This window comes from Arenimonas metalli CF5-1 (assembly GCF_000747155.1).
Taxonomy (GTDB): domain Bacteria; phylum Pseudomonadota; class Gammaproteobacteria; order Xanthomonadales; family Xanthomonadaceae; genus Arenimonas; species Arenimonas metalli.
In genome coordinates, this window is sequence record NZ_AVCK01000025.1 from 1 (window position 1) to 18,312 (window position 18,312).

The 18,312-nt window shown below is 70.8% G+C and carries 17 protein-coding genes; 8 read left to right on the top strand and 9 right to left on the bottom strand.

The features are described from left to right. A partial coding sequence (locus tag N787_RS09250) for a PhzF family phenazine biosynthesis protein (RefSeq protein WP_034212990.1) occupies positions 1–580 on the top strand: 580 nt, incomplete at its 5' end. Between the two features lie 31 nt (positions 581–611). Further along, positions 612–1,487, top strand: a complete 876-nt coding sequence (locus N787_RS09255) for a PhzF family phenazine biosynthesis protein (RefSeq protein WP_034212992.1) — start codon at positions 612–614, stop codon at positions 1,485–1,487. Positions 1,488–1,578: 91 nt separating this feature from the next. Here N787_RS09255 and N787_RS09260 read toward each other — a convergent pair whose 3' ends face one another. The 4 genes from N787_RS09260 to N787_RS09275 all read right to left on the bottom strand — a co-directional run bounded on the left by N787_RS09260 (position 1,579) and on the right by N787_RS09275 (position 5,341). Continuing rightward, complete coding sequence (locus tag N787_RS09260) at positions 1,579–3,240, bottom strand: amidohydrolase (protein WP_034212994.1); 1,662 nt, start codon at positions 3,238–3,240, stop codon at positions 1,579–1,581. Positions 3,241–3,382: 142 nt separating this feature from the next. Beyond that, a complete protein-coding gene (locus N787_RS14370; protein ID WP_052575331.1) occupies positions 3,383–4,057 on the bottom strand; it encodes a glycine zipper 2TM domain-containing protein in 675 nt (224 codons plus the stop codon). Between the two features lie 134 nt (positions 4,058–4,191). Next, the gene (locus N787_RS09270; protein WP_084590732.1) at positions 4,192–4,920 is read right to left on the bottom strand and encodes an alpha/beta fold hydrolase; all 729 of its coding nucleotides are present in this window, start codon (positions 4,918–4,920) and stop codon (positions 4,192–4,194) included. Further along, positions 4,913–5,341, bottom strand: a complete 429-nt coding sequence (locus N787_RS09275; RefSeq protein WP_034212998.1) for an OsmC family peroxiredoxin — start codon at positions 5,339–5,341, stop codon at positions 4,913–4,915. The genes N787_RS09270 and N787_RS09275 overlap by 8 nt, the downstream gene beginning before the upstream one ends. A 226-nt stretch (positions 5,342–5,567) precedes the next feature. Between N787_RS09275 and fusA the strand changes: the two genes are divergently transcribed. Together fusA and N787_RS15435 are read left to right on the top strand one after the other, a co-directional pair. Continuing rightward, complete coding sequence (gene fusA, locus N787_RS09280) at positions 5,568–7,604, top strand: elongation factor G (RefSeq protein WP_034213000.1); 2,037 nt, start codon at positions 5,568–5,570, stop codon at positions 7,602–7,604. A 58-nt stretch (positions 7,605–7,662) separates the two neighbouring features. Beyond that, the gene (locus N787_RS15435) at positions 7,663–8,157 is read left to right on the top strand and encodes a pilin (RefSeq protein ID WP_034213002.1); all 495 of its coding nucleotides are present in this window, start codon (positions 7,663–7,665) and stop codon (positions 8,155–8,157) included. Between the two features lie 79 nt (positions 8,158–8,236). Here the strand turns inward: N787_RS15435 and N787_RS09290 are convergent, their stop codons facing one another. The 5 genes from N787_RS09290 to N787_RS09310 form a co-directional block, all read right to left on the bottom strand. Then, a complete protein-coding gene (locus N787_RS09290; protein ID WP_034213004.1) occupies positions 8,237–9,229 on the bottom strand; it encodes a cytochrome d ubiquinol oxidase subunit II in 993 nt (330 codons plus the stop codon). Position 9,230: 1 nt separating this feature from the next. Then, the gene (locus N787_RS09295; protein ID WP_034213006.1) at positions 9,231–10,574 is read right to left on the bottom strand and encodes a cytochrome ubiquinol oxidase subunit I; all 1,344 of its coding nucleotides are present in this window, start codon (positions 10,572–10,574) and stop codon (positions 9,231–9,233) included. Then, entirely contained in the window at positions 10,571–11,140 is a 570-nt protein-coding gene (locus N787_RS15365) for a GbsR/MarR family transcriptional regulator (protein ID WP_034213008.1), read from the bottom strand. The genes N787_RS09295 and N787_RS15365 overlap by 4 nt, the downstream gene beginning before the upstream one ends. A 175-nt stretch (positions 11,141–11,315) precedes the next feature. Next, positions 11,316–13,526, bottom strand: a complete 2,211-nt coding sequence (locus N787_RS09305) for a DUF5916 domain-containing protein (protein ID WP_034213010.1) — start codon at positions 13,524–13,526, stop codon at positions 11,316–11,318. Positions 13,527–13,705: 179 nt separating this feature from the next. After that, positions 13,706–14,185 carry an SET domain-containing protein gene (locus N787_RS09310; RefSeq protein ID WP_034213012.1) on the bottom strand — a complete coding sequence of 160 codons (480 nt, stop codon included), beginning with the start codon at positions 14,183–14,185 and terminating at the stop codon, positions 13,706–13,708. 99 nt (positions 14,186–14,284) lie between these two features. On the opposite strand from N787_RS09310, the gene N787_RS09315 reads away from it, so the two are divergent. The 4 genes from N787_RS09315 (at position 14,285) to sufC (ending at position 18,191) form a co-directional block, all read left to right on the top strand. Next, the gene (locus tag N787_RS09315) at positions 14,285–15,319 is read left to right on the top strand and encodes a VIT1/CCC1 transporter family protein (protein ID WP_034213014.1); all 1,035 of its coding nucleotides are present in this window, start codon (positions 14,285–14,287) and stop codon (positions 15,317–15,319) included. Between the two features lie 84 nt (positions 15,320–15,403). Further along, positions 15,404–15,853, top strand: a complete 450-nt coding sequence (locus N787_RS09320; RefSeq protein ID WP_034213016.1) for an SUF system Fe-S cluster assembly regulator — start codon at positions 15,404–15,406, stop codon at positions 15,851–15,853. A 1-nt stretch (position 15,854) separates the two neighbouring features. Beyond that, on the top strand, positions 15,855–17,297 hold the full coding sequence (gene sufB / locus N787_RS09325; RefSeq protein WP_034213018.1) for a Fe-S cluster assembly protein SufB: 1,443 nt from the start codon (positions 15,855–15,857) through the stop codon (positions 17,295–17,297). 129 nt (positions 17,298–17,426) lie between these two features. Continuing rightward, complete coding sequence (gene sufC / locus N787_RS09330; RefSeq protein ID WP_034213020.1) at positions 17,427–18,191, top strand: Fe-S cluster assembly ATPase SufC; 765 nt, start codon at positions 17,427–17,429, stop codon at positions 18,189–18,191. The last annotated feature ends 121 nt before the right edge of the window (positions 18,192–18,312 follow it).

An 18,312-nucleotide genomic window follows, 5' to 3' on the forward strand; every position in this document is an offset into this window, starting at 1 on the left:
GCAGGAGTGCGCGGCCGGCCTGCTGCCGATGACGGTGTCGGGCGAAGGCGCCGCCCGCCGCATCGCCGTACGCGCGCCCCGCGGCCGGCCGCGGCCGCTGCGGGTGCCGCACGAGGACGCGCTGTCGGCGGCCCTGGCCCGGGTCCGCCGCGGCGCGCTGGCCCCGGCCCTGGTCGACAACGGCCCGGCCTGGTGGGTGGTGGAACTGGCCGACGACGCCGCGGTGCGTGCGATGGTGCCCGACCTCGCCGCCATCGCCGCGCTCACCGAACTCACCGGGGCCGTGGGCCTGGCGGTGTTCGGGCGGGCGCCGGCCGGCAGCGACCACCAGCTCGCCGTGCGCGCCTTCTGCCCGGCCGACGGCATCCCGGAAGACCCGGTCACCGGCAGCGCCAACGCCGCCATCGCCGCCTGGATCCATGAATGCGGCGCCCTGCCCACGCTCGGCAGCCGCTACCTCGTCAGCCAGGGCCGAGAGATGGGCCGCGACGGCCGGATCGAGGTCCGCGTGGACAAGGACGGCGAGGCCTGGATCGGCGGCTGCACCCAGACCGTCATCCGCGGCACGCTGGACTGGTAACCTGCACGCCCCCACCCGGGCAGGACGCCCCATGCCTCGTAAATTCGTACAGCTGGACGTCTTCGCCGCCAAGCCCGGCGACGGCAACCCGCTCGCCGTCGTGCTCGACGCCGCCGGCCTCGACGACGCCGCCATGCAGGCGATCGCGCGCTGGACGCGGCTGCCGGAAACCACCTTCGTGCTGCCGCCCACCACGCCGGCCGCCAGCTATCGCCTGCGCATCTTCAGCCCGCGCCGCGAAGTGCCCTTCGCCGGCCATCCGAGCATCGGCAGCGCGCACGCGGTGCTCGACGCCGGCCTCGCCACGCCGCGCGATGGCGAGCTGGTGCAGGAATGCGCCGTCGGCCTGCTGCCGATCGAAGTGCGTGGCGAAGGCCGCGAGCGGCGCCTGGCCGTGCGCGCGCCGAAAGCCCGCGTGCTCGAGATCGGCCAGCCCGACGACCCGCGCCTGTTCGCCGCGCTCGAAGGCTTCACCGCCGGCGCGCTGCCGCCGGTGCTGATGGACGGCGGCCGCCGCTGGTGGCTGGCGGAACTGAGCGACGAGGCGTCCGTGCGTCGCCTGGTGCCACGCTGGGACGCGGTGTCGGCGCTGGCGCGCGACCACGAGGCGATGGGCCTGTGCGTGTTCGCGCGCTGCGAGGGCCGCGATTACGACCTGGTGGTGCGCGCGCTGGTCGGCCAGCCGGGCCAGGTCGAGGACGCGGCCTCGGGTGCGGCCAACGCCACCCTGGCGGCCTGGCTGCACGAACGCGCCGCGCTGCCGCACGCCGACGGCCGTTACGTCGTCAGCCAGGGTCGCGAAGTCGGCCACGATGCGCGCCTGGAGCTGCGCGTGGATGCCGCCGGCGACGTCTGGTCCGGCGGCCAGGTGCAGACCGTGGTGCGCGGCGAACTCGACTGGGGTTGAACCTGCAGCCCCCTGTAGGAGGGACTTCAGTCCCGAAGCTCCTCGCGAAGAGCTTCGGGACTGAAGTCCCTCCTACGGGGAGCGGGGTGGATTACTTTTTCTCGTAGACCGGCTTGCCGTCGACCCAGGTCGAGACGACCTCGAGCTTCGGCAGTTGCGCCGGCGCGATCGTCAGCGGATCGCCGCCGAGGATGACGAAGTCGGCGCGGTAGCCCGCCACCAGCTTGCCCAGCTCCTTCTCGTCGAACGAGGCGTACGCGGCGTCGGCGGTGAACCCGGCCAGCGCCTGCTGCGGCGTCAGCTTCTGGTCCGGCAGCCAGCCGCCGGCGGGCATGCCCTGCAGGTCGGCGCGGGTGACCGAGGAATACAGGCCCAGGCGCGGGTCCACCGATTCCACCGGGAAGTCGGAACCCAGCGCCAGCGGCACGCCGGCGGCGCGGAAGCGCTGCCAGGCGTAGGCGCCTTCCAGCCGCGCCTTGCCGACGCGGGCTTCGGCCCACGGCATGTCCGACGTGGCGTGCGTGGGCTGCATCGAGGCGATCAGCTTGAGCGTGGCGAAGCGCGGGATGTCGGCCGGCGCCACCACCTGCGCGTGCTCGACGCGCCAGCGGTGGTCGGTGCCGGCGGCATCGCCGAGCGCCTTGGCGTAGGTGTCGAGCACGATGCGGTTGCCGCGGTCGCCGATGGCGTGGCTGGCCGGCTGCACGCCGCAGCCGCGCGCCTTCTCCACCGCCGCGGCGTAGGCCGCCGGCTCGGTGACCAGCAGGCCGCGGTGGCCGGGCTCGTCGCTGTAGTCCTCGAGCAGGGCGGCACCGCGGCTGCCCAGCGCGCCGTCGACGTAGAACTTCACGCCGCGCATCGCCAGGCGGCCGCTGGCGTGTTCGTAGGCGCGGCCGACGCGGCAGAGCGCGGCCAGCGAGGCCGAATCGCCGTCGGCGTAGGCGCGGATGCGCAACGGCAGGCGACCCGCATCGGCGAAGTCGCGCATCAGGCGCAGGTCGGCCAGCGACACGCCCATGTCGTGAACGCCGGTCAGGCCGTGCTTCACGGCGGCCCCGAGCGCGCGCTCGAGCGCCTCGGCGCGCAGGGCGGCGTCGGGCGCCGGCACCACTTCGTCGATCACGGCCGACGCGGTGTCGATGAACACGCCGGTGGCGCGGCCGTCCTCGCGCAGGATGCGGCCGCCCTCGGGCTGCCAGTCGCCGCCGAGGTCGCGCTTGGCCGCGCGCATCGCCGCGCTGTTGGCCCAGCCGGCGTGGCCGTCCACGCGCTCGAGCCAGACCGGGCGGTCCGGGAAGGCGGCGTCGAGGTCGGCGGCGGTCGGGAAGTCCTTGCCCGGCCAGTCGTTCTGGTCCCAGCCGCGGCCCAGCAGCCAGGCGCCTTCGGGCAGCGTCTTCTCGAAGTCCTTGAGTCGGGCGATGACCTCTTCCTTGCTGGCCGCATCCACCAGGTCGGCCCGCAGCAGGGCGAAGCCGAGGTTCATCAGGTGCGCGTGCGCATCGATCAGGCCGGGCACCACGTCGCGGCCGCCGGCATCCACCAGGGAGATGCCCGGGTACTTGTCGGACATCGCCTTGGCGTCGTCGCCGACATGGACGATGCGCCCCTCGGCATCCCAGGCAAGCACCGCGCGCACGGGCCAGTCCGCCTCGCCGGTGTGGATGCGGGCGTTCACCAGGCCGGTGATGTCGCTGGCGGTGGCGGCGCCGGGCAGCAGCGCGGCAAGGGCAAGGGCGAGGTGAAGACGACGCATGGCGGGCTCCCGTGAGAAGGGCCCTACCCTACAAGCAATCCCGTCCAGCGCAAATCTGCAGCGCCGCAACGATGCAGGAGGGACTTCAGTCCCGAAGCCTTTCGGCGAAAGGCTTCGGGACTGAAGTCCCTCCTGCAGGGGGTCAGCCTTCGGGGGTGACGTCGACGCGGACGCGGATTTCGCGGCCCGGGTGGTAGTCGGTGACGGTCTCGAACTCGCGGCCGGCGTATTCATAGCCGACGCGGTAACCGACCACGCGGCTGTCGCCGCGGTGGTCGCTGACGATGCGACAGCGCTCGACTTCCTGCAGGTCCGGGTTGTAGCGGGCGTCGTGCGGGCCGTAGGCGCGCTCGCGGCTGCGGCGCTCCATGCTGTTGCCGACCGCACCGCCGACCACGGCACCGACCACCGTCGCGGCCTGGCGGCCGTCGCCGTTGCCGACGCTGTTGCCCAGCACGCCGCCGACGATGGCGCCAAGCACGGCGCCGCTGCCGCTGGGGCGGCGCGGGTCGCGGCGGGCATAGCGCGGGTTCGCGTACGGGTCGTAGTAGTCGTGCGCTTCCTGCACCGGCGAGGCTTCACGCCAGCACTCGCGGCGGCTGACCGGCTGGCTGCGCTCGACGATGGGCTCGACGCGGGTGACGCGGGCCAGGTCGTAGGCGGAACCGCGCGCCTCGTAGCTGCGCTCGTCGTAGCCTCGGTAATCGCCATAGCCGTCTTCGTAGCCATGGTCCGGGGATCGGTAGTCCTGCGCGCTGACGCCGCCGGCGGCGAGCGCCACGGCGAGGACGAGGGGTCGGGAAACGAGGCGGTTCATGGCAGCTCCTGACGCCGGATGGCGTGGGCGCATCCTCGGGTCGCGGCGCCCAACCCGCGCTGAACCCGACCCGCCGCCGCCGGGCCCGGAGCGCGTCCGTTGCCGGGCATTTACCCACCCCTGTGGGAGGGACTTCAGTCCCGATGCTGTTCGGCGAGAGGCATCGGGACTGAAGTCCCTCCCACAGGGGTGTCGAGCCACTGGGCGGCCGCGGCGGCGACGGCAGGGGCGTCGCGGCCCAGCAGCGGGGCGACGTGGCTTCCGGCGAGCGGGAGGAAGGCGGCGCCGAGCGCGGCGGCCAGCGCCGCGCTGGCCTCGAAAGGCACGTCGGCATCCTCGCGCGACGCCATCACCAGCGTCGGCGCGCGCGAGGCGGGCGGCGCGAAACCAGCGCGCGCCGCGTCCATGACCGTACCGGATTCATCGCGCCAGCGCGGGAACGCGAACAGCGCCGCCGCGGCGTCGGCCTCGGGGATCGCGCGTCGCGTGCCCGCCACGCTCGCGCGCTGGCGCCAGGGGATTACCGCTGGCGACGGTTCGGCCGGCATACCGGCGGGCGGCATCGGGTTCACCAGCACGCGGGCATCGGCCGTGGCGCCTTCGAGCAGCACCAGCAGGCCGCCGAGGCTGGCGCCGACCAGTGCCACCCGGTCGGCTTCGCGTCGGGCGCGCGCCAGCCAGTCCGCGACCTGGGCGCGGTAGTCGGCCAGCCGCGTCGCGGCCAGGCCGTCCACGGCCGGCTGCAGGTCGGGCGCGAACACCCGCCAGCCCTCGGCCGCGAACCCGCGCACCCACGCGTCCCACTCCCAGCCGCCGCCGCCCGCGCCGTGCACGAAGACGACGGCGCGCCGGGCTTCAGACAAGCTTGGCGTCCAGCGTGACCGGCAGCGCCAGTGCCTTCGAGATCACGCAGTTGTCCTTGGCGTTGGCGGCGATGTCGGCGAAGGCCGCGGCATCGATGCCCGGCACCGTCGCGGTCACGGTCAGGTGCACGCCGACCGCGTGCGGGCCGGGCGAGGTTTCCATGGCCACTTCGGCCTGGGTGTCGATGCGGGTGGCGGTGAAGCCGGCGTTCTGCAGGATGAAGCCGAGCGCCATCGAGTAGCAGCCCGCGTGCGCCGCGGCCAGCAGCTCCTCGGGATTGGTGCCCTTCTCGTCGCCGAAGCGGGTGCCGAAGGAATAGCGGGTGCCTTCGAACAGGCCGCTCTGCGGCGTGCTCATGCGGCCCTGGCCGGACTTGAGGTCGCCTTCCCAGTGGGCGGTGGCGCGGCGTTTGAATCCCATGGCGGTGCTCCGTTGGCGGGCCGCGGGGGCGGCCGGGACCCGCAGTCTACCCCCGCCCCCGGGCCCGGGTTGACCCGGCGCCGCGACGGAGGGAGGCTAGCCCTCCCCGGCCCCGCCGGGGTCCCGCCATGACCGACGCGCGGTCGCGCGATAAACGACCTGGCAGCGCCTCTGCGCCGCCGACCATGACGGCCTATCCACCCATCACCTTGGGAGAGACGGCCTCATGTCGTACCGCACCGAAAACATCAGAAACGTGGCCCTGGCAGGCCACTCCGGCGCCGGCAAGACCACCCTGTTCGAAGCCCTGCTGCATGCCGGCGGCGCCCTTCCCGCGGCAGGCAGCCTCGAACGCGGCACCACCGTGTCCGACTTCGACCCGATGGAGAAGGCACGCGGCCATTCGCTCAACACCGCGCTGGCCAGCCTCGACCACGGCGGCATCAACGTGAACCTGATCGACACGCCGGGCTACGCCGATTTCCGCGGGCCCACGCTGTCGGCGTTCTCGGCGGTGGAAACCGTGGCCATCGTCATCAACGCCGCCACCGGCATCGAGTACGGCACGCGCCGGATGATGGACTACGCCAAAGCGCGCAACCTGTGCCGGCTGCTGGTGATCAACCGCATCGACGCCGACCCGGGCCACCTGGCCCAGCTGGTCGAGGAAATCCGCGAGACCTTCGGCCCCGAATGCCTGCCCATCAACCTGCCCGCCGACGGCGGCCAGCGCGTGGTGGACTGCTTCTTCAATCCCGATGGCGACTCCGACCTCGGGCCCGTGGCCGGGGCGCACCAGCGCATCATCGACCAGGTGGTCGAGATCAACGAGCAGGTGATGGAGCGCTACCTCGAAGTGGGCGAGGAAGGCCTGAGCGGCCAGGCCCTGCACGATGCCTTCGAGCAGTGCCTGCGCGAGGGCCACCTGGTGCCGGTGTGCTTCGCGTCCTCGCGCACGGGCGCGGGCGTGGCCGAGCTGCTGGAACTCGCCGAGAAGCTGCTGCCGAACCCGCTGGAAGGCAACCCGCCGCCGTTCGAGAAGAACGGCCAGCCGATCACCGCCACGCCGGACCCGGCGGCGCACGTGATCGCCGACGTGTTCAAGCTCGTCAACGACCCCTTCGTCGGCAAGCTAAGCGTGTTCCGCGTCTTCCAGGGCACGGTGCGGCGCGACAGCCAGCTGTTCATCGACGACGGCCGCAAGCCCTTCAAGGTCGGCCACCTGTTCCGGCTCAAGGGCAAGGACCACGTCGAGATCGACGAGGCTGTGGCCGGCGACATCGCCGCGGTCGCCAAGGTCGACGACATCCACTTCGACGCCGTGCTGCACGACAGCCACGACGAGGACGACATCCGCCTGCATCCGCTGGATTTCCCCAAGCCGATGTTCGGGCTGGCGATCGAGGCCGCCACCCGCGGCCAGGAACAGAAGCTAGCCACCGCCCTGCACCGCTTCGCCGAGGAGGACCCGGGCTTCCACGTCGAGCACCACGCCGAGCTCAACGAGACCGTGATCCGCGGGCTGGGCGAGCTGCACCTTCGGGTGATGCTCGAGCGGATAAAGGACCGCTACGGCGTCGCGGTGACGACGCGCCCGCCGCGCATCGCCTACCGCGAAACCATCGGCGCCGCGGCCGAGGGCCACCATCGCCACAAGAAGCAGACCGGCGGCGCCGGCCAGTTCGGCGAGGTGTTCCTGCGGGTGGAGCCACTGGCGCGCGGCCAGGGCTTCGAGTTCGTGGATGCCGTGAAGGGCGGCACCATCCCCGGCCAGTACCTGCCGGCGGTGGAGAAGGGCGTGCGGCAGGTGCTGCACGGCGGCGCGGTGGCCGGCTACCCGATCCAGGACGTGCGCGTGACGGTGTACGACGGCAAGTACCACAGCGTCGATTCGAAGGAAGTGGCGTTCGTGGCGGCCGGCAAGAAAGCCTTCCTCGACGCGATCCTGAAGGCGCGGCCGCAGGTGCTCGAGCCGATCGTGGACCTGACCGTCGCCGCGCCGGAATCGCACATGGGCGACATCACCGGCCAGCTGGCGGGCAAGCGCGCGCGCATCCACGGCACCGACGCCGGCCGCGGCGGCGAGGTGCTGGTGAAGGCGCAGGTGCCGCTGAGCGAACTCACCGACTATGCCGCCGAACTCAAGGGCGCCACCGCCGGCCGCGGCCGCTACGACCTCGAGTTCAGCCACTACGAGCCGGTGCCGCCGCAGGTGCAGAAGCAGCTGGTGGAATCCTGGCGGCCGCACCACGACGAGGACTGAACATCGCTTGCGGTTAGACTGCGGGCGCGGCATCCCCGCCGCGCCTGACGGTCCAAGGATGAAATCGCCCGCCACCCTTTTCATCGTCCTGGTGTTCGCGGTCCTGTTCTCGCTGATCGCCTACCGCGTGTCGGTGCACTTCGCGCAGCTGCCCGAAGCCGGCGGCGTGCCGGCGCCCTCCGCGCCCTCCGAACCCGCCGCGCCCGCCGAGCCGGAGGCCCCCGCCCTGCCCCCGTCGCAGCGCCAGGCCGCCGACGCCATCGCCCGCGCCGCCGACATCCAGGCGGCCGTGCAGGCTTTCTACGAAGCGAACCAGGCCTGGCCCCGCAGCCTCGCCCAGCTGTCGCTGGGCAACCCCGACCAGTACGCCGATGCCGCCGTCGCCGCGATCTCGATCCAGCCGCAGGGCGTGGTGGCGATCGCGATGAAGCCGCACGTGTCCCGCGGTGGCGTGATCCGCCTCACGCCGTCGATCGAAGCCGACGGCCGCGTGACCTGGCAGTGCCGCGCCACCAACTACCCGGCCGCCACCCGCCTGCCCACCTGCCGCTAGCCGACCCCTGTAGGAGGGACTTCAGTCCCGAAGCTCTCCGGCGAAAAGCTTCGGGACTGAAGTCCCTCCTACAGGGTGGTCATTCGTAGCTGAGTTCGGCGCTGCGGCCCCAGAAGACGCGGTACACGTAGACCGTGTAGAGCAGGATCATCGGCAGCGTGATCGCGGCGCCGAACAGCATGATCTTGAGCGAACCCGTGGCCGCCGCCGCGTCCCACAGCGTGATGCGGTCGATCACCAGATAGGGGAACAGGCTGTAGGCCAGCCCGGCGAAGGCCAGCACGAACAGCAGGATCGCGCCCGCGAAGGGGATCCAGTCGCGCCGGCTCTCGCCCTTGCGCAGGCGGCGGATGGCGCCTTCGGTGGCGGCGAACACCAGCGCGGTGAGCACCGGCACCGGCAGCAGGAACAGCAGCTGCGGCAGCGCGAACCACTTCTCGAAGATGCGCGGGCTCACCCACGGCGTCGCCACCGACACCGCCGCGATGCCCAGGCCGGTCAGCCACAGGCTGGCGTAGGCCCAGCGCAGCGCGCGCTGGCGCAGCTCGCCCTCGGCCTTGAGCACCAGCCAGCCAGCGCCCAGCAGCGCATAGCCCGCGCACAGCGCCAGCCCGATCGCCACCGAGAATGCCCCGCCGATCGCATCATCGCGAAAGCCCAGCACGTAGCTGCCCAGCATGTAGCCCTGCGAAAACGCCGCCAGCACCGAGCCCGCCCAGAACGCGCCATTCCACAGCGGCTTGTGCGCCGCCCGCGCCTTCACCCGGAAGTCGAAGGCGACGCCGCGCAGGATCAGCCCGATCAGCATCGCCGCCACCGGCAGGTAGAGCGCGCCGAGGATCACGCCGTGCGCGAGCGGGAACGCCACCAGCAGCAGGCCCACGCCCAGCACCAGCCAGGTCTCGTTGGCATCCCAGAACGGGCCGATGGACGCGATCATCCGGTCCTTGTCGGCATCGGGCACGCCGCGCAGCAGGATGCCGACGCCGAGGTCGTAGCCGTCGAGCACCACGTAGAGCAGCATCGCCAGCGCCATCAGCGCGGTGAACACCACCGGGAGTGCGGTCTCCATCTCAAGCCTCCTGGAGGCCGGCCACGGCCGGCTTGTGGTCGGGCTTGCCGCGGTGGCGGGCCAGGTAGAACAGCACCGACACGTAGGCCGACAGCAGCAACACGTACAGCAGCAGGTAGGCGGTCAGGCTGATGCCGATGATCGGGGCCGGCGTGGCCGAGATCGCGTCTACCGTGCGCAGCACGCCGGTGACCAGCCAGGGCTGGCGGCCGATCTCGGTCACGTACCAACCCGCCAGCGTCGCCAGCCAGCCCGAGAAGGTCATCGCCAGCAGCGCGCGCGCCTGCCACCTCGTCGGCTCGGCGTGGCGGCGCAGGCGCCAGGCGCTCCACCAGGACACCGCCAGCATCAGCAGGCCCGTGCCCACCATCACCCGGAAGCCCCAGAACACCGGCGCCACCGGCGGATGCGCGTTCGGGAAGGAATCCAGGCCCTTGATCTCGCCGTCCAGCGAGTGCGTCAGGATCAGGCTCGCGAGCTTGGGAATGCCGATCGCGTAGTCGTTGCTCCGCGTTTCCTCGTTCGGCAGCGCGAACAGCAGGATCGGCGCACCCTTCTCGTCCTGCCAGATGCCCTCCATCGCGGCGACCTTCGCCGGCTGGTGCTCGAGCGTGTTCAGGCCGTGCAGGTCGCCCACGAAGATCTGCACGGGGATCAGCAGGGCGGCGACGACGACGCCGGCCCGCAGGGCGGCCAGCACGTCGGGCGTGCGGTCGCGGCGCAGCCAGCGGTAGGCCGACAGGCCGGCGACCAGGAAGGCCGCGGTCAGGCCCGAGGCCAGCAGCATGTGCATGAGCCGGTACGGGAAGGAAGGATTGAAGATGATGGCCAGCCAGTCGGTCGGGTGCGCCACGCCATCGATCATCTCGAAGCCGACCGGCGTCTGCATCCACGAGTTCAGCGCCAGGATCCAGAACGCCGACAGCGTGGTGCCGCCCGCCACCAGCACGGTGGCCAGCGTGTGCACGCGCTCGCCGACGCGCTTGCGGCCGAACAGCATGATCCCGAGGAAGCTTGCCTCGAGGAAGAAGGCCGTCAGCACCTCGTAGGCCAGCAGCGGCCCGGCGATGTTGCCCACCGTTTCCATGAAGCCCGGCCAGTTGGTGCCGAACTGGAAGCTCATGGTGATGCCGCTCACCACGCCCAGCGCGAAGGTCAGCGCGAACACCTTCACCCAGAAATAGTAGGCGTCCAGCCAGTGCTGCCGGCCCGTGCGCAGGTAGCGCAGCTTGAAGAACAGCAGGAACCAGCCCAGCGCGATCGTGATGGTGGGGAACAGGATGTGGAAGCTGATGTTGGCCGCGAACTGGATGCGCGCCAGCAGGGCCGGGTCGAGTTCGCTCACGACGCCTTCTCCTCGTTGGCCGGCGCCGCCCCCCGCATCTTTTCGGTGAACTGCAGCAGGGCCGTGGCCTTGGCGCCCAGCGACATCAGCTTCTCGAGCGTGGACGGCGAGAGCTTGCGCACCTCGGCGAACCATTCGGTGAGCTGCTCGATCAGGTCGTGCATCTCGCGCATGCGGGCCTGGGCGTGCTTCTCCTCGGGCGAGTCCGGGGTTTCCAGCAGCGCGTCGCGCAGCATCGACAGCGTCGGGTCGACCTCGCGCCGCTGCCGCTCCTCGGCCAGGGTCTTGAAGATGGCCCAGACGTCCTCGGGCGCGCTGTAGAAGTCGCGGCGGTCGCCGGGCTGGTGGCTCAGGCGCACCAGCCGCCAGGACGAGAGCTCCTTCAGGCCCATGCTGACGTTGGAGCGGCTGACGCCCAGCCGCTCGGTGATCTCGTCCGCCGTCAGCGGCTGGGCCGAGATGAACAGCAGGGCGTAGATCTGCCCGACCGTACGGTTGATGCCCCAACGGCTGCCCATTTCACCGAAATGGAGCACGAAGGACTGGCTGAGCGGGGGAAGGTCCATGACCGGCCTCGAAGTTTCAGAAATTTCTGAAACATTAGACTTGGATCATTGACAACGGGCAAGCCCCCGGTTCCGCCCATTCAGGATTCCATCACCCCGCCCCTGTAGGAGGGCCTTCAGGCCCGAAGCTTTCGGCGAACAGCTTCGGGCCTGAAGGCCCTTCTACAGAAGGCGGTCAGTTGGCGAAGCGGTAGCTGAGCTTGACCAGCAGCTGCTCGGTATCGGCCAGGGAGCTGGCGTCGCCGAACAGGTCGGCCAGGGACCGGCCGCTGTCGCGCTGGTCCAGGCCGCCGCGGCCGTAGACGACGTACAGGTCCGACAGCGGCGCCAGCTCGTAGCGGTAGCGGACCTGGAAGCCCAGGTTGGCGAGGCTGAAGTCGGTGATGTCGGCGGGCGTGGCGGTGGCGATCGGTTCGCCGTCGGCGCGCACGGCCCAGGCCTGGCGCAGGCGGGCGTCGAGGGCGATGGTCTCGAGCTTCACGCGCAGCTCCTGGCGGTGGCCGATCTGCCACTGCAGGCTGGCGCCCAGCGTCGCGACGTCGGCGCGGTAGCTGCCCAGGCGGTTCCCGCCGCGCCACAGCAGCCAGTCCGGCATGTGCTGCACGCCGACGCCCAGCTCCAGCGACAGGCTGTCGCTGAAATGCAGGGTCGGCTCGAACTCCAGCTCCAGGCCGGCGCCGGACGCGCCTTCCAGGCCCTCGCCAGCGACCCGCGCACTGGCCTCCCAGGACAGGAAGCCCTGCCGCGGGCGCGCACGCTCCCAGAACGCGTAGAGCTTCTCGGGCACCCGCACCACGCCGTTGCCGCGGGTGATCAGGTCGTCGTGGCCCGACGACCAGGCCGCGACGTCGAAGAACTCGTTGCCGCCGTCGCGGCGCTCGCTGTAGCGCTGGATCGCCGCGGCCTCGGCGATCGACACGCCGCTGTCGTTGCGGCGCGTGGAGGCCGCCCAGCGCCATTCGTGCGAGGCGTACTTCGAATCCTCGGGCTGGTTCGGGTAGCGACGCGCCAGCTCGTAGCGCAGATAGTTGAAGTCGTTGCGGTCGATGAAACCGATGTCGTTGAGCTGCAGCTCGTCGCCCAGGTGCAGCAGGTAGGCCTGCTGGCGCCAGCCCTCGCCGAGCTCCTGGTCGGCGCGAATCTGGAAGCCGCTGTCGTCGCTGCGCGCGCCGCCCTGGCGGACGCTGGACGCCACCACCTGCGAGCGGATGTTCCAGGCCGGCGTCGGCGACCACAGGTGGTCCACCGAGGTCACGGTCGCCTCGCGGTCCACGAAGGGCACGTCCACGCGGGTGATCATGCCGCCCAGGTCCTGGGCGCCGAAGTCGCGGGTGGCGCGCAGGGCGAAGAAGTCGCGGCCAACGTCACCGTCCTCCGTGGCCGCCAGCAGGCCGTAGCGCACCTGGCCGAGGCTGCCGTTGAGCTTGACCGCCGCGTCCACGTCGGCGAACTGGCCGATGCGGCGCGTGTAGAGCAGGCGGCTGTTGCCGGCGCCGAAGGGCACGTCGAACATGCCCTGGTTCTCGGTGAAGAACGGCCGCTTGTCGCCGAAGAAGGTCTCGACCGCGCCGAAGTTCACCACCAGGTCGTCGCTCTCGACCTGGCCGAAGTCCGGGTTCAGCGTCGCCGACAGCTGGAACTGGCCATTGGGCTTCCAGAACAAATCGGCGCCGGCATCGAAATCGGTGCCGCCGTTGGCGATGTCGCTGACGCCGACCACGTAGGGCGTGACCGCGAGCAGCGCCTGCTCGTAGTGCGGCACCTGGATCTTCGCGAACTCGGACAGGAAGCGCGGCCGCTGGAAGCTGATGCCCGGCCAGCCGTAGCGCTCGCCGGTGCTGCCGACCACGCGGTCGACGTAGATGCCGAGCGTGCGCTGGCCGTCCGCGGGCTTCGCCATCGGCGCCACGTGCCAGGGGATCAGCATCTCGACGCTCCAGCTGTCGGCATCCTGCGCCACCGCGTGGTGCCAGTGGCCGTCCCAGTCGGTGTTGAAGTTGCGCTCGCTGGTGATCACCTCGTCGCTGATGCCGTTGCCCACCGTGACCATGAAGTCATAGCCGGTGCGGCCGTCGCCGTCGAAGTCGACCATGAAGTTGACGCGGTCCAGCGCCCCGCCCTCGTCGCGGCGGGTGCGCTGGGTGGTGCGCGGCACGTCGGCCGGCTGCTGGTTGCGGAAGGCCACGGCCAGGCCCTTCGGCGTGGCCAGCACCCAGGCCTCGGTGCGCAGGCGCGCCGGCTCGCCGTTGAGCGGCTGCACCATCTCGAAATCGGTGATGTGGCGGGCGCCGGCCCATTCGGACGGATCGATGCGGCCATCGACTTCGACGGCAAAAGCAGGCGCGGCGGCGAACGCCAGGGCGCCGAGGCAGGCAGCGAGTTTCATTCAGGTTCCCGGGTGGAGCGACGCGCGAATGATCGGCGCAACGGCGCCGCGTCGAGCGGGTCGTAAGTCATGGCAAGCCCGTCCCTGTGGGAGGGCTGTAGGAGGGCCTTCAGGCCCGAAGCTTCTCGGCGAAGGGCTTCGGGCCTGAAGGCCCTCCTACAGCCCTCCCGCAGGCGCGGTCAGCGCTTCTTGGCCGGCGGTTTGGGCTGCAGCATGGTGCCGGTGCAGTGCTTCGAGCCGCAGCGGCAGGCCCAGAGCTTCTTGAGCTTGGCGGTGTGCGGCTCGTGCAGCACGATGCCGTAGTTGTAGGTCAGCTCCTCGCCGGCGGCGATATCGCGCAGGGCCTCGATGTAGATGCGGTCCTTGCGCTTCTTCTTGCCGTCCTCGAGCCAGGTGGCCTCGCAGTTCGGGTCGCAGCTGTGGTTGATCCAGCGGGCGTCGTTGCCGTCGACGTTGGCGTCGATCACGTACTTGTCGTTGAGCGTGAACAGGAAGGTGTGGCCGGTGTCGGCCTCGTCGGCGTAGACCGCGTCGACTTCCTCGTGGGTGCGCAGCAGGCCCTTGTAGCGGATCACCCGCTCGCCCTTGGCGATCGCCTCGGTGGCGAAGACGCCATTGCCGTGGATGGCGGACTGGCGGGCTTCGATCTTCTTGGGCATTCGGGCGCATCCGGGACGGCGACAGGGCCGCCATTGTCGCCAATCCGGGCGCGCGGCGCAGCCCCGGCCTATGCTGGGCGCATCCGAGGGAGGTGCGCGATGGATCCGGCGAACAGTTGGAGCGAGGAAAAGCAGTCGGCCTGGCTGTACCGGGCGCTGGCGGAGGCCGAGCGCGACACGCGCATCGCCCGCCTGTTCCGCGAGCTCGCGGATGCGGCGGATCGCCAGGCCATCACGTGGGAGCAGGCAGCCCGAGCCGCGGGCCAGGCGCTGCCGGTCACGTTCCAACCGTCCGCACGCGCGCGGCTGGTGGCCAGGCTGGCGCGCCGGCTCGGTCCGCGGCGCGTCAAACCCGCGCTCGCGGCGCTGAAGGTGCGGGGCCTGTCGGCCTACACCGCGGCGCTGTCGGGCCACCTGCTGCCCACCGACCTGGCCCAGGTCGGCCTCAGCCACCGCACGGTGGGCGGCGGCAACCTGCGCGCCGCCATCTTCGGGGTCAACGACGGCCTGGTCTCGAACGCCAGCCTGATCCTGGGCGTGGTCGGCGCGCAGGCCAGCACGGGCACGGTGCTGGCCACCGGCATCGCCGGGCTGCTGGCGGGTGCGCTGTCGATGGCGGCCGGCGAGTACGTGTCGGTGCGCTCGCAGCGGGAACTGTTCGAATACCAGATCGGCCTGGAGGCGGACGAGCTGAAGCAATACCCGGACGCCGAAGCCGAGGAGCTGGCGCTGATCTACATCGCCCGGGGCATGGACCCGGCCCAGGCGCGGGACTTCGCCCGCCAGCTGGTGCGGAACCCGGCGCAGGCGCTCGACGTCCTGGCCCGGGAGGAGCTGGGCCTGAACCCCGATGACCTGGGCTCGCCCGTGGGCGCCGCGGCGTTCTCGTTCACGGCCTTCACGGTGGGGGCGCTGGTGCCGCTGGTGCCGTTCTTCGCCGGCAGCGCCCTGCCGCAGGCGGCCTATCTGGGCACGGCGATGGCGGCGGCGGGGCTGTTCGGCACCGGCGCGGCCATGAGCCTGTTCTCGGGCCGCAGCCCCTGGCTCGGCGGCCTGCGGATGCTGGGCATCGGCGCCCTGGCCGGCGGCACGGTCTTCCTCATCGGGCATCTCATCGGCGTCGACGTGGGCTGAGAACGGCTTCACACCGCGTGGATTGAGCCGGCCCGGGCCAAAGCGTACAATTTCGGTCCTGATTGAACCCGCCAGGCCGACGCCATGCTTCGCGTCACCAAGCTCACTGATTACGCCACCGTCGTCCTGGTCGCCCTGGCCGAGGCGCCGGGGCGCGTGCATTCCGCCGCCGAACTGGCCGAGCGCTCGCGGCTCGAGGCCCCCACGGTCGCCAAGGTGCTCAAGCCGCTGGCCCACGCCGGCCTGGTCGAGAGCTTCCGCGGATCCAATGGCGGCTACCGCCTGGCCCGCCCCGCCGCCGAGATCCCGCTCAAGGCGGTGGTCGAGGCCATCGAAGGCCCGCTCAACATGACCGAATGCTCCGGCGAACACTCCAGCTGCGAGCACGAGGCCCACTGCGGCGTGCAGACGCACTGGCGCCGCATCAACGACGTGATCGCCGACGCCCTCGGCGGCATCACCCTGGCCGACATGCTCCCGCCGTCGGCCGCCCGCAAATCCATCCCGCTGCAGCTCGCGGCGGCAGGAGGCTGAGATGGCCATCCAGAACCAGGAAATCGTCGAGAAGCTCTCGCGCCGCTACGACGCCGGCTTCATCACCGACATCGAATCCGACACCTTCCTCCCCGGCCTGAACGAGGACGTCGTCCGCGCCCTGTCGGCCAAGAAGGAAGAGCCCGAGTGGATGACCGAGTGGCGGCTGGCCGCCTACCGGCATTTCCTCACCATGCCGGTGCCCGAGTGGGCCAAGCTCGAGATCGCGCCGATCGACCTGCAGGCGCTGAGCTACTACAGCGCGCCCAAGGGCCCGAAGTACAAGTCGCTTTCCGAAGTGCCGCAGGAGCTGCTCGACACCTACGACAAGCTGGGCGTGCCGCTGCACGAGCGCGCCAAGCTGGCCGGCGTGGCGGTGGACGCGGTGTTCGACTCGGTGTCGGTCGGCACCACCTTCCGCAAGGAGCTGGCCGAGAAGGGCGTGATCTTCTGCTCGATGTCCGAGGCCATCAAGGAGCACCCGGAGCTGGTGCGCCAGTACCTGGGCAGCGTGGTGCCGGTGGGCGACAACTACTTCGCGGCGCTCAATTCCGCGGTGTTCTCCGACGGCTCGTTCGTGTTCATCCCCAAGGGCGTGCGCTGCCCGATGGAGCTGAGCACCTACTTCCGCATCAACGCCGGCCACACCGGCCAGTTCGAGCGCACGCTGATCATCTGCGAGGACAAGGGCCACGTCTCCTACCTCGAGGGCTGCACCGCGCCGCAGCGCGACGAGAACCAGCTGCACGCGGCGGTGGTCGAGCTGGTGGCGCTGGAAGACGCCGAGATCAAGTACTCGACCGTGCAGAACTGGTACCCGGGCGACGAGAACGGCGTCGGCGGCATCTACAACTTCGTGACCAAGCGCGGCGAGTGCCGCGGCGCGCGCTCGAAGATCTCCTGGACCCAGGTCGAGACCGGCTCGGCCATCACCTGGAAGTATCCGAGCTGCGTGCTCAAGGGCGACGACTCGGTCGGCGAGTTCTATTCGGTGGCGCTCACCCACCACCGCCAGCAGGCCGACACCGGCACCAAGATGATCCACCTGGGCAAGAACACCAAGTCCAAGATCATCTCCAAGGGCATCAGCGCCGGCCGCGGCCAGAACACCTACCGCGGCCTGGTGAAGATGGAGAAGACCGCCGCCGGCGCGCGCAACTACACCCAGTGCGATTCGCTGCTGATCGGCAAGCAGTGCGGCGCGCACACTTTCCCGTACATCGAGGTCAAGCACCCGACCGCGACGGTGGAGCACGAAGCCACCACCTCGAAGATCAGCGACGACCAGCTGTTCTACTGCCGCAGCCGCGGCATCGGCGAAGAGGACGCGGTGTCGATGATCGTCGACGGCTTCTGCAAGCAGGTGTTCAAGGAGCTGCCGATGGAGTTCGCGGTGGAGGCCAAGAAGCTGCTTGAAGTCAGCCTCGAAGGCGCCGTCGGCTAAAAGATTCCCTTCTCCCGCTTGCGGGAGAAGGTGCCCGAAGGGCGGAAGAGGGCAAGCCCGCGAAACCCTCTCCCCAGCCCTCTCCCGCGAGCGGGAGAGGGAGCAAAGACAACCATGGATGCAACACTCATGCTGAAGATCGAAAACCTCCACGTCCGCGTCGCCGGCAAGGACATCCTCAAGGGCCTCTCGCTCGAGGTGAAGCCCGGGCAGGTGCACGCCATCATGGGTCCGAACGGCGCCGGCAAGTCCACGCTGGGCAACGTCATCGCCGGGCGCGAGGGCTACGAGGTGGTCGAAGGCCGCGTCGAGCTCGAGGGCATCGACCTGCTGGCGCTGGAGCCCGAGGCGCGCGCCGCCGCCGGCGTGTTCCTGGCCTTCCAGTACCCGGTCGAGATCCCGGGCGTGAACAACACCTACTTCCTGCGCACCGCGCTCAACGCCCAGCGCAAGGCGCGCGGCGAGGAAGAGCTCGATTCCATGCAGTTCCTCAAGCGCGTGCGCGAGAAGCTGGCCGTGCTGCACCTCAAGGACGAGCTGCTGCACCGCGCCGTCAACGAGGGCTTCAGCGGCGGCGAGAAGAAGCGCAACGAGATCTTCCAGCTCGCCCTGCTGGAACCGAAGCTGGCGATCCTGGACGAGACCGACTCGGGCCTGGACATCGACGCGCTCAAGGCCGTCGCCGATGGCGTGAACCTGATGCACTCGCCCGAGCGCGCCTTCCTCGTGATCACGCACTACCAGCGCCTGCTCGACTACATCAAGCCCGACGTGGTGCACGTGCTGGCCGACGGCCGCATCGTCGAGAGCGGCGGCCCGGAGCTGGCGCTGGAGCTCGAGGCCCACGGCTACGCCTGGGTGAAGGACCGGATCGCGCCGGGGGCGTCGGCCTGAGCATGAGCGCCCTGCTGCAGTCCTTCGAATCCGGCTTCGCCGCCCTGCCCGCGGCGCGCGTGGACGCGCTCGGCCTCGGCCCGGCCCGGCGCGCGGCCCTGGCCGCCGCGCTCGCCGCCGG

Excerpts from the sequence above, each read along its gene's own strand:
- N787_RS09255 (WP_034212992.1), top strand. The coding sequence starts at position 612 with ATGCCTCGTAAATTCGTACAGCTGGACGTCTTCGCCGCCAAGCCCGGC.
- N787_RS09260 (WP_034212994.1), bottom strand. The coding sequence starts at position 3,240 with ATGCGTCGTCTTCACCTCGCCCTTGCCCTTGCCGCGCTGCTGCCCGGC.
- N787_RS14370 (WP_052575331.1), bottom strand. The coding sequence starts at position 4,057 with ATGAACCGCCTCGTTTCCCGACCCCTCGTCCTCGCCGTGGCGCTCGCC.
- N787_RS09275 (WP_034212998.1), bottom strand. The coding sequence starts at position 5,341 with ATGGGATTCAAACGCCGCGCCACCGCCCACTGGGAAGGCGACCTCAAG.
- fusA (WP_034213000.1), top strand. The coding sequence starts at position 5,568 with ATGTCGTACCGCACCGAAAACATCAGAAACGTGGCCCTGGCAGGCCAC.
- N787_RS15435 (WP_034213002.1), top strand. The coding sequence starts at position 7,663 with ATGAAATCGCCCGCCACCCTTTTCATCGTCCTGGTGTTCGCGGTCCTG.
- N787_RS09290 (WP_034213004.1), bottom strand. The coding sequence starts at position 9,229 with ATGGAGACCGCACTCCCGGTGGTGTTCACCGCGCTGATGGCGCTGGCG.
- N787_RS15365 (WP_034213008.1), bottom strand. The coding sequence starts at position 11,140 with ATGGACCTTCCCCCGCTCAGCCAGTCCTTCGTGCTCCATTTCGGTGAA.
- N787_RS09305 (WP_034213010.1), bottom strand. The coding sequence starts at position 13,526 with ATGAAACTCGCTGCCTGCCTCGGCGCCCTGGCGTTCGCCGCCGCGCCT.
- N787_RS09310 (WP_034213012.1), bottom strand. The coding sequence starts at position 14,185 with ATGCCCAAGAAGATCGAAGCCCGCCAGTCCGCCATCCACGGCAATGGC.
- N787_RS09315 (WP_034213014.1), top strand. The coding sequence starts at position 14,285 with ATGGATCCGGCGAACAGTTGGAGCGAGGAAAAGCAGTCGGCCTGGCTG.
- N787_RS09320 (WP_034213016.1), top strand. The coding sequence starts at position 15,404 with ATGCTTCGCGTCACCAAGCTCACTGATTACGCCACCGTCGTCCTGGTC.
- sufB (WP_034213018.1), top strand. The coding sequence starts at position 15,855 with ATGGCCATCCAGAACCAGGAAATCGTCGAGAAGCTCTCGCGCCGCTAC.
- sufC (WP_034213020.1), top strand. The coding sequence starts at position 17,427 with ATGCTGAAGATCGAAAACCTCCACGTCCGCGTCGCCGGCAAGGACATC.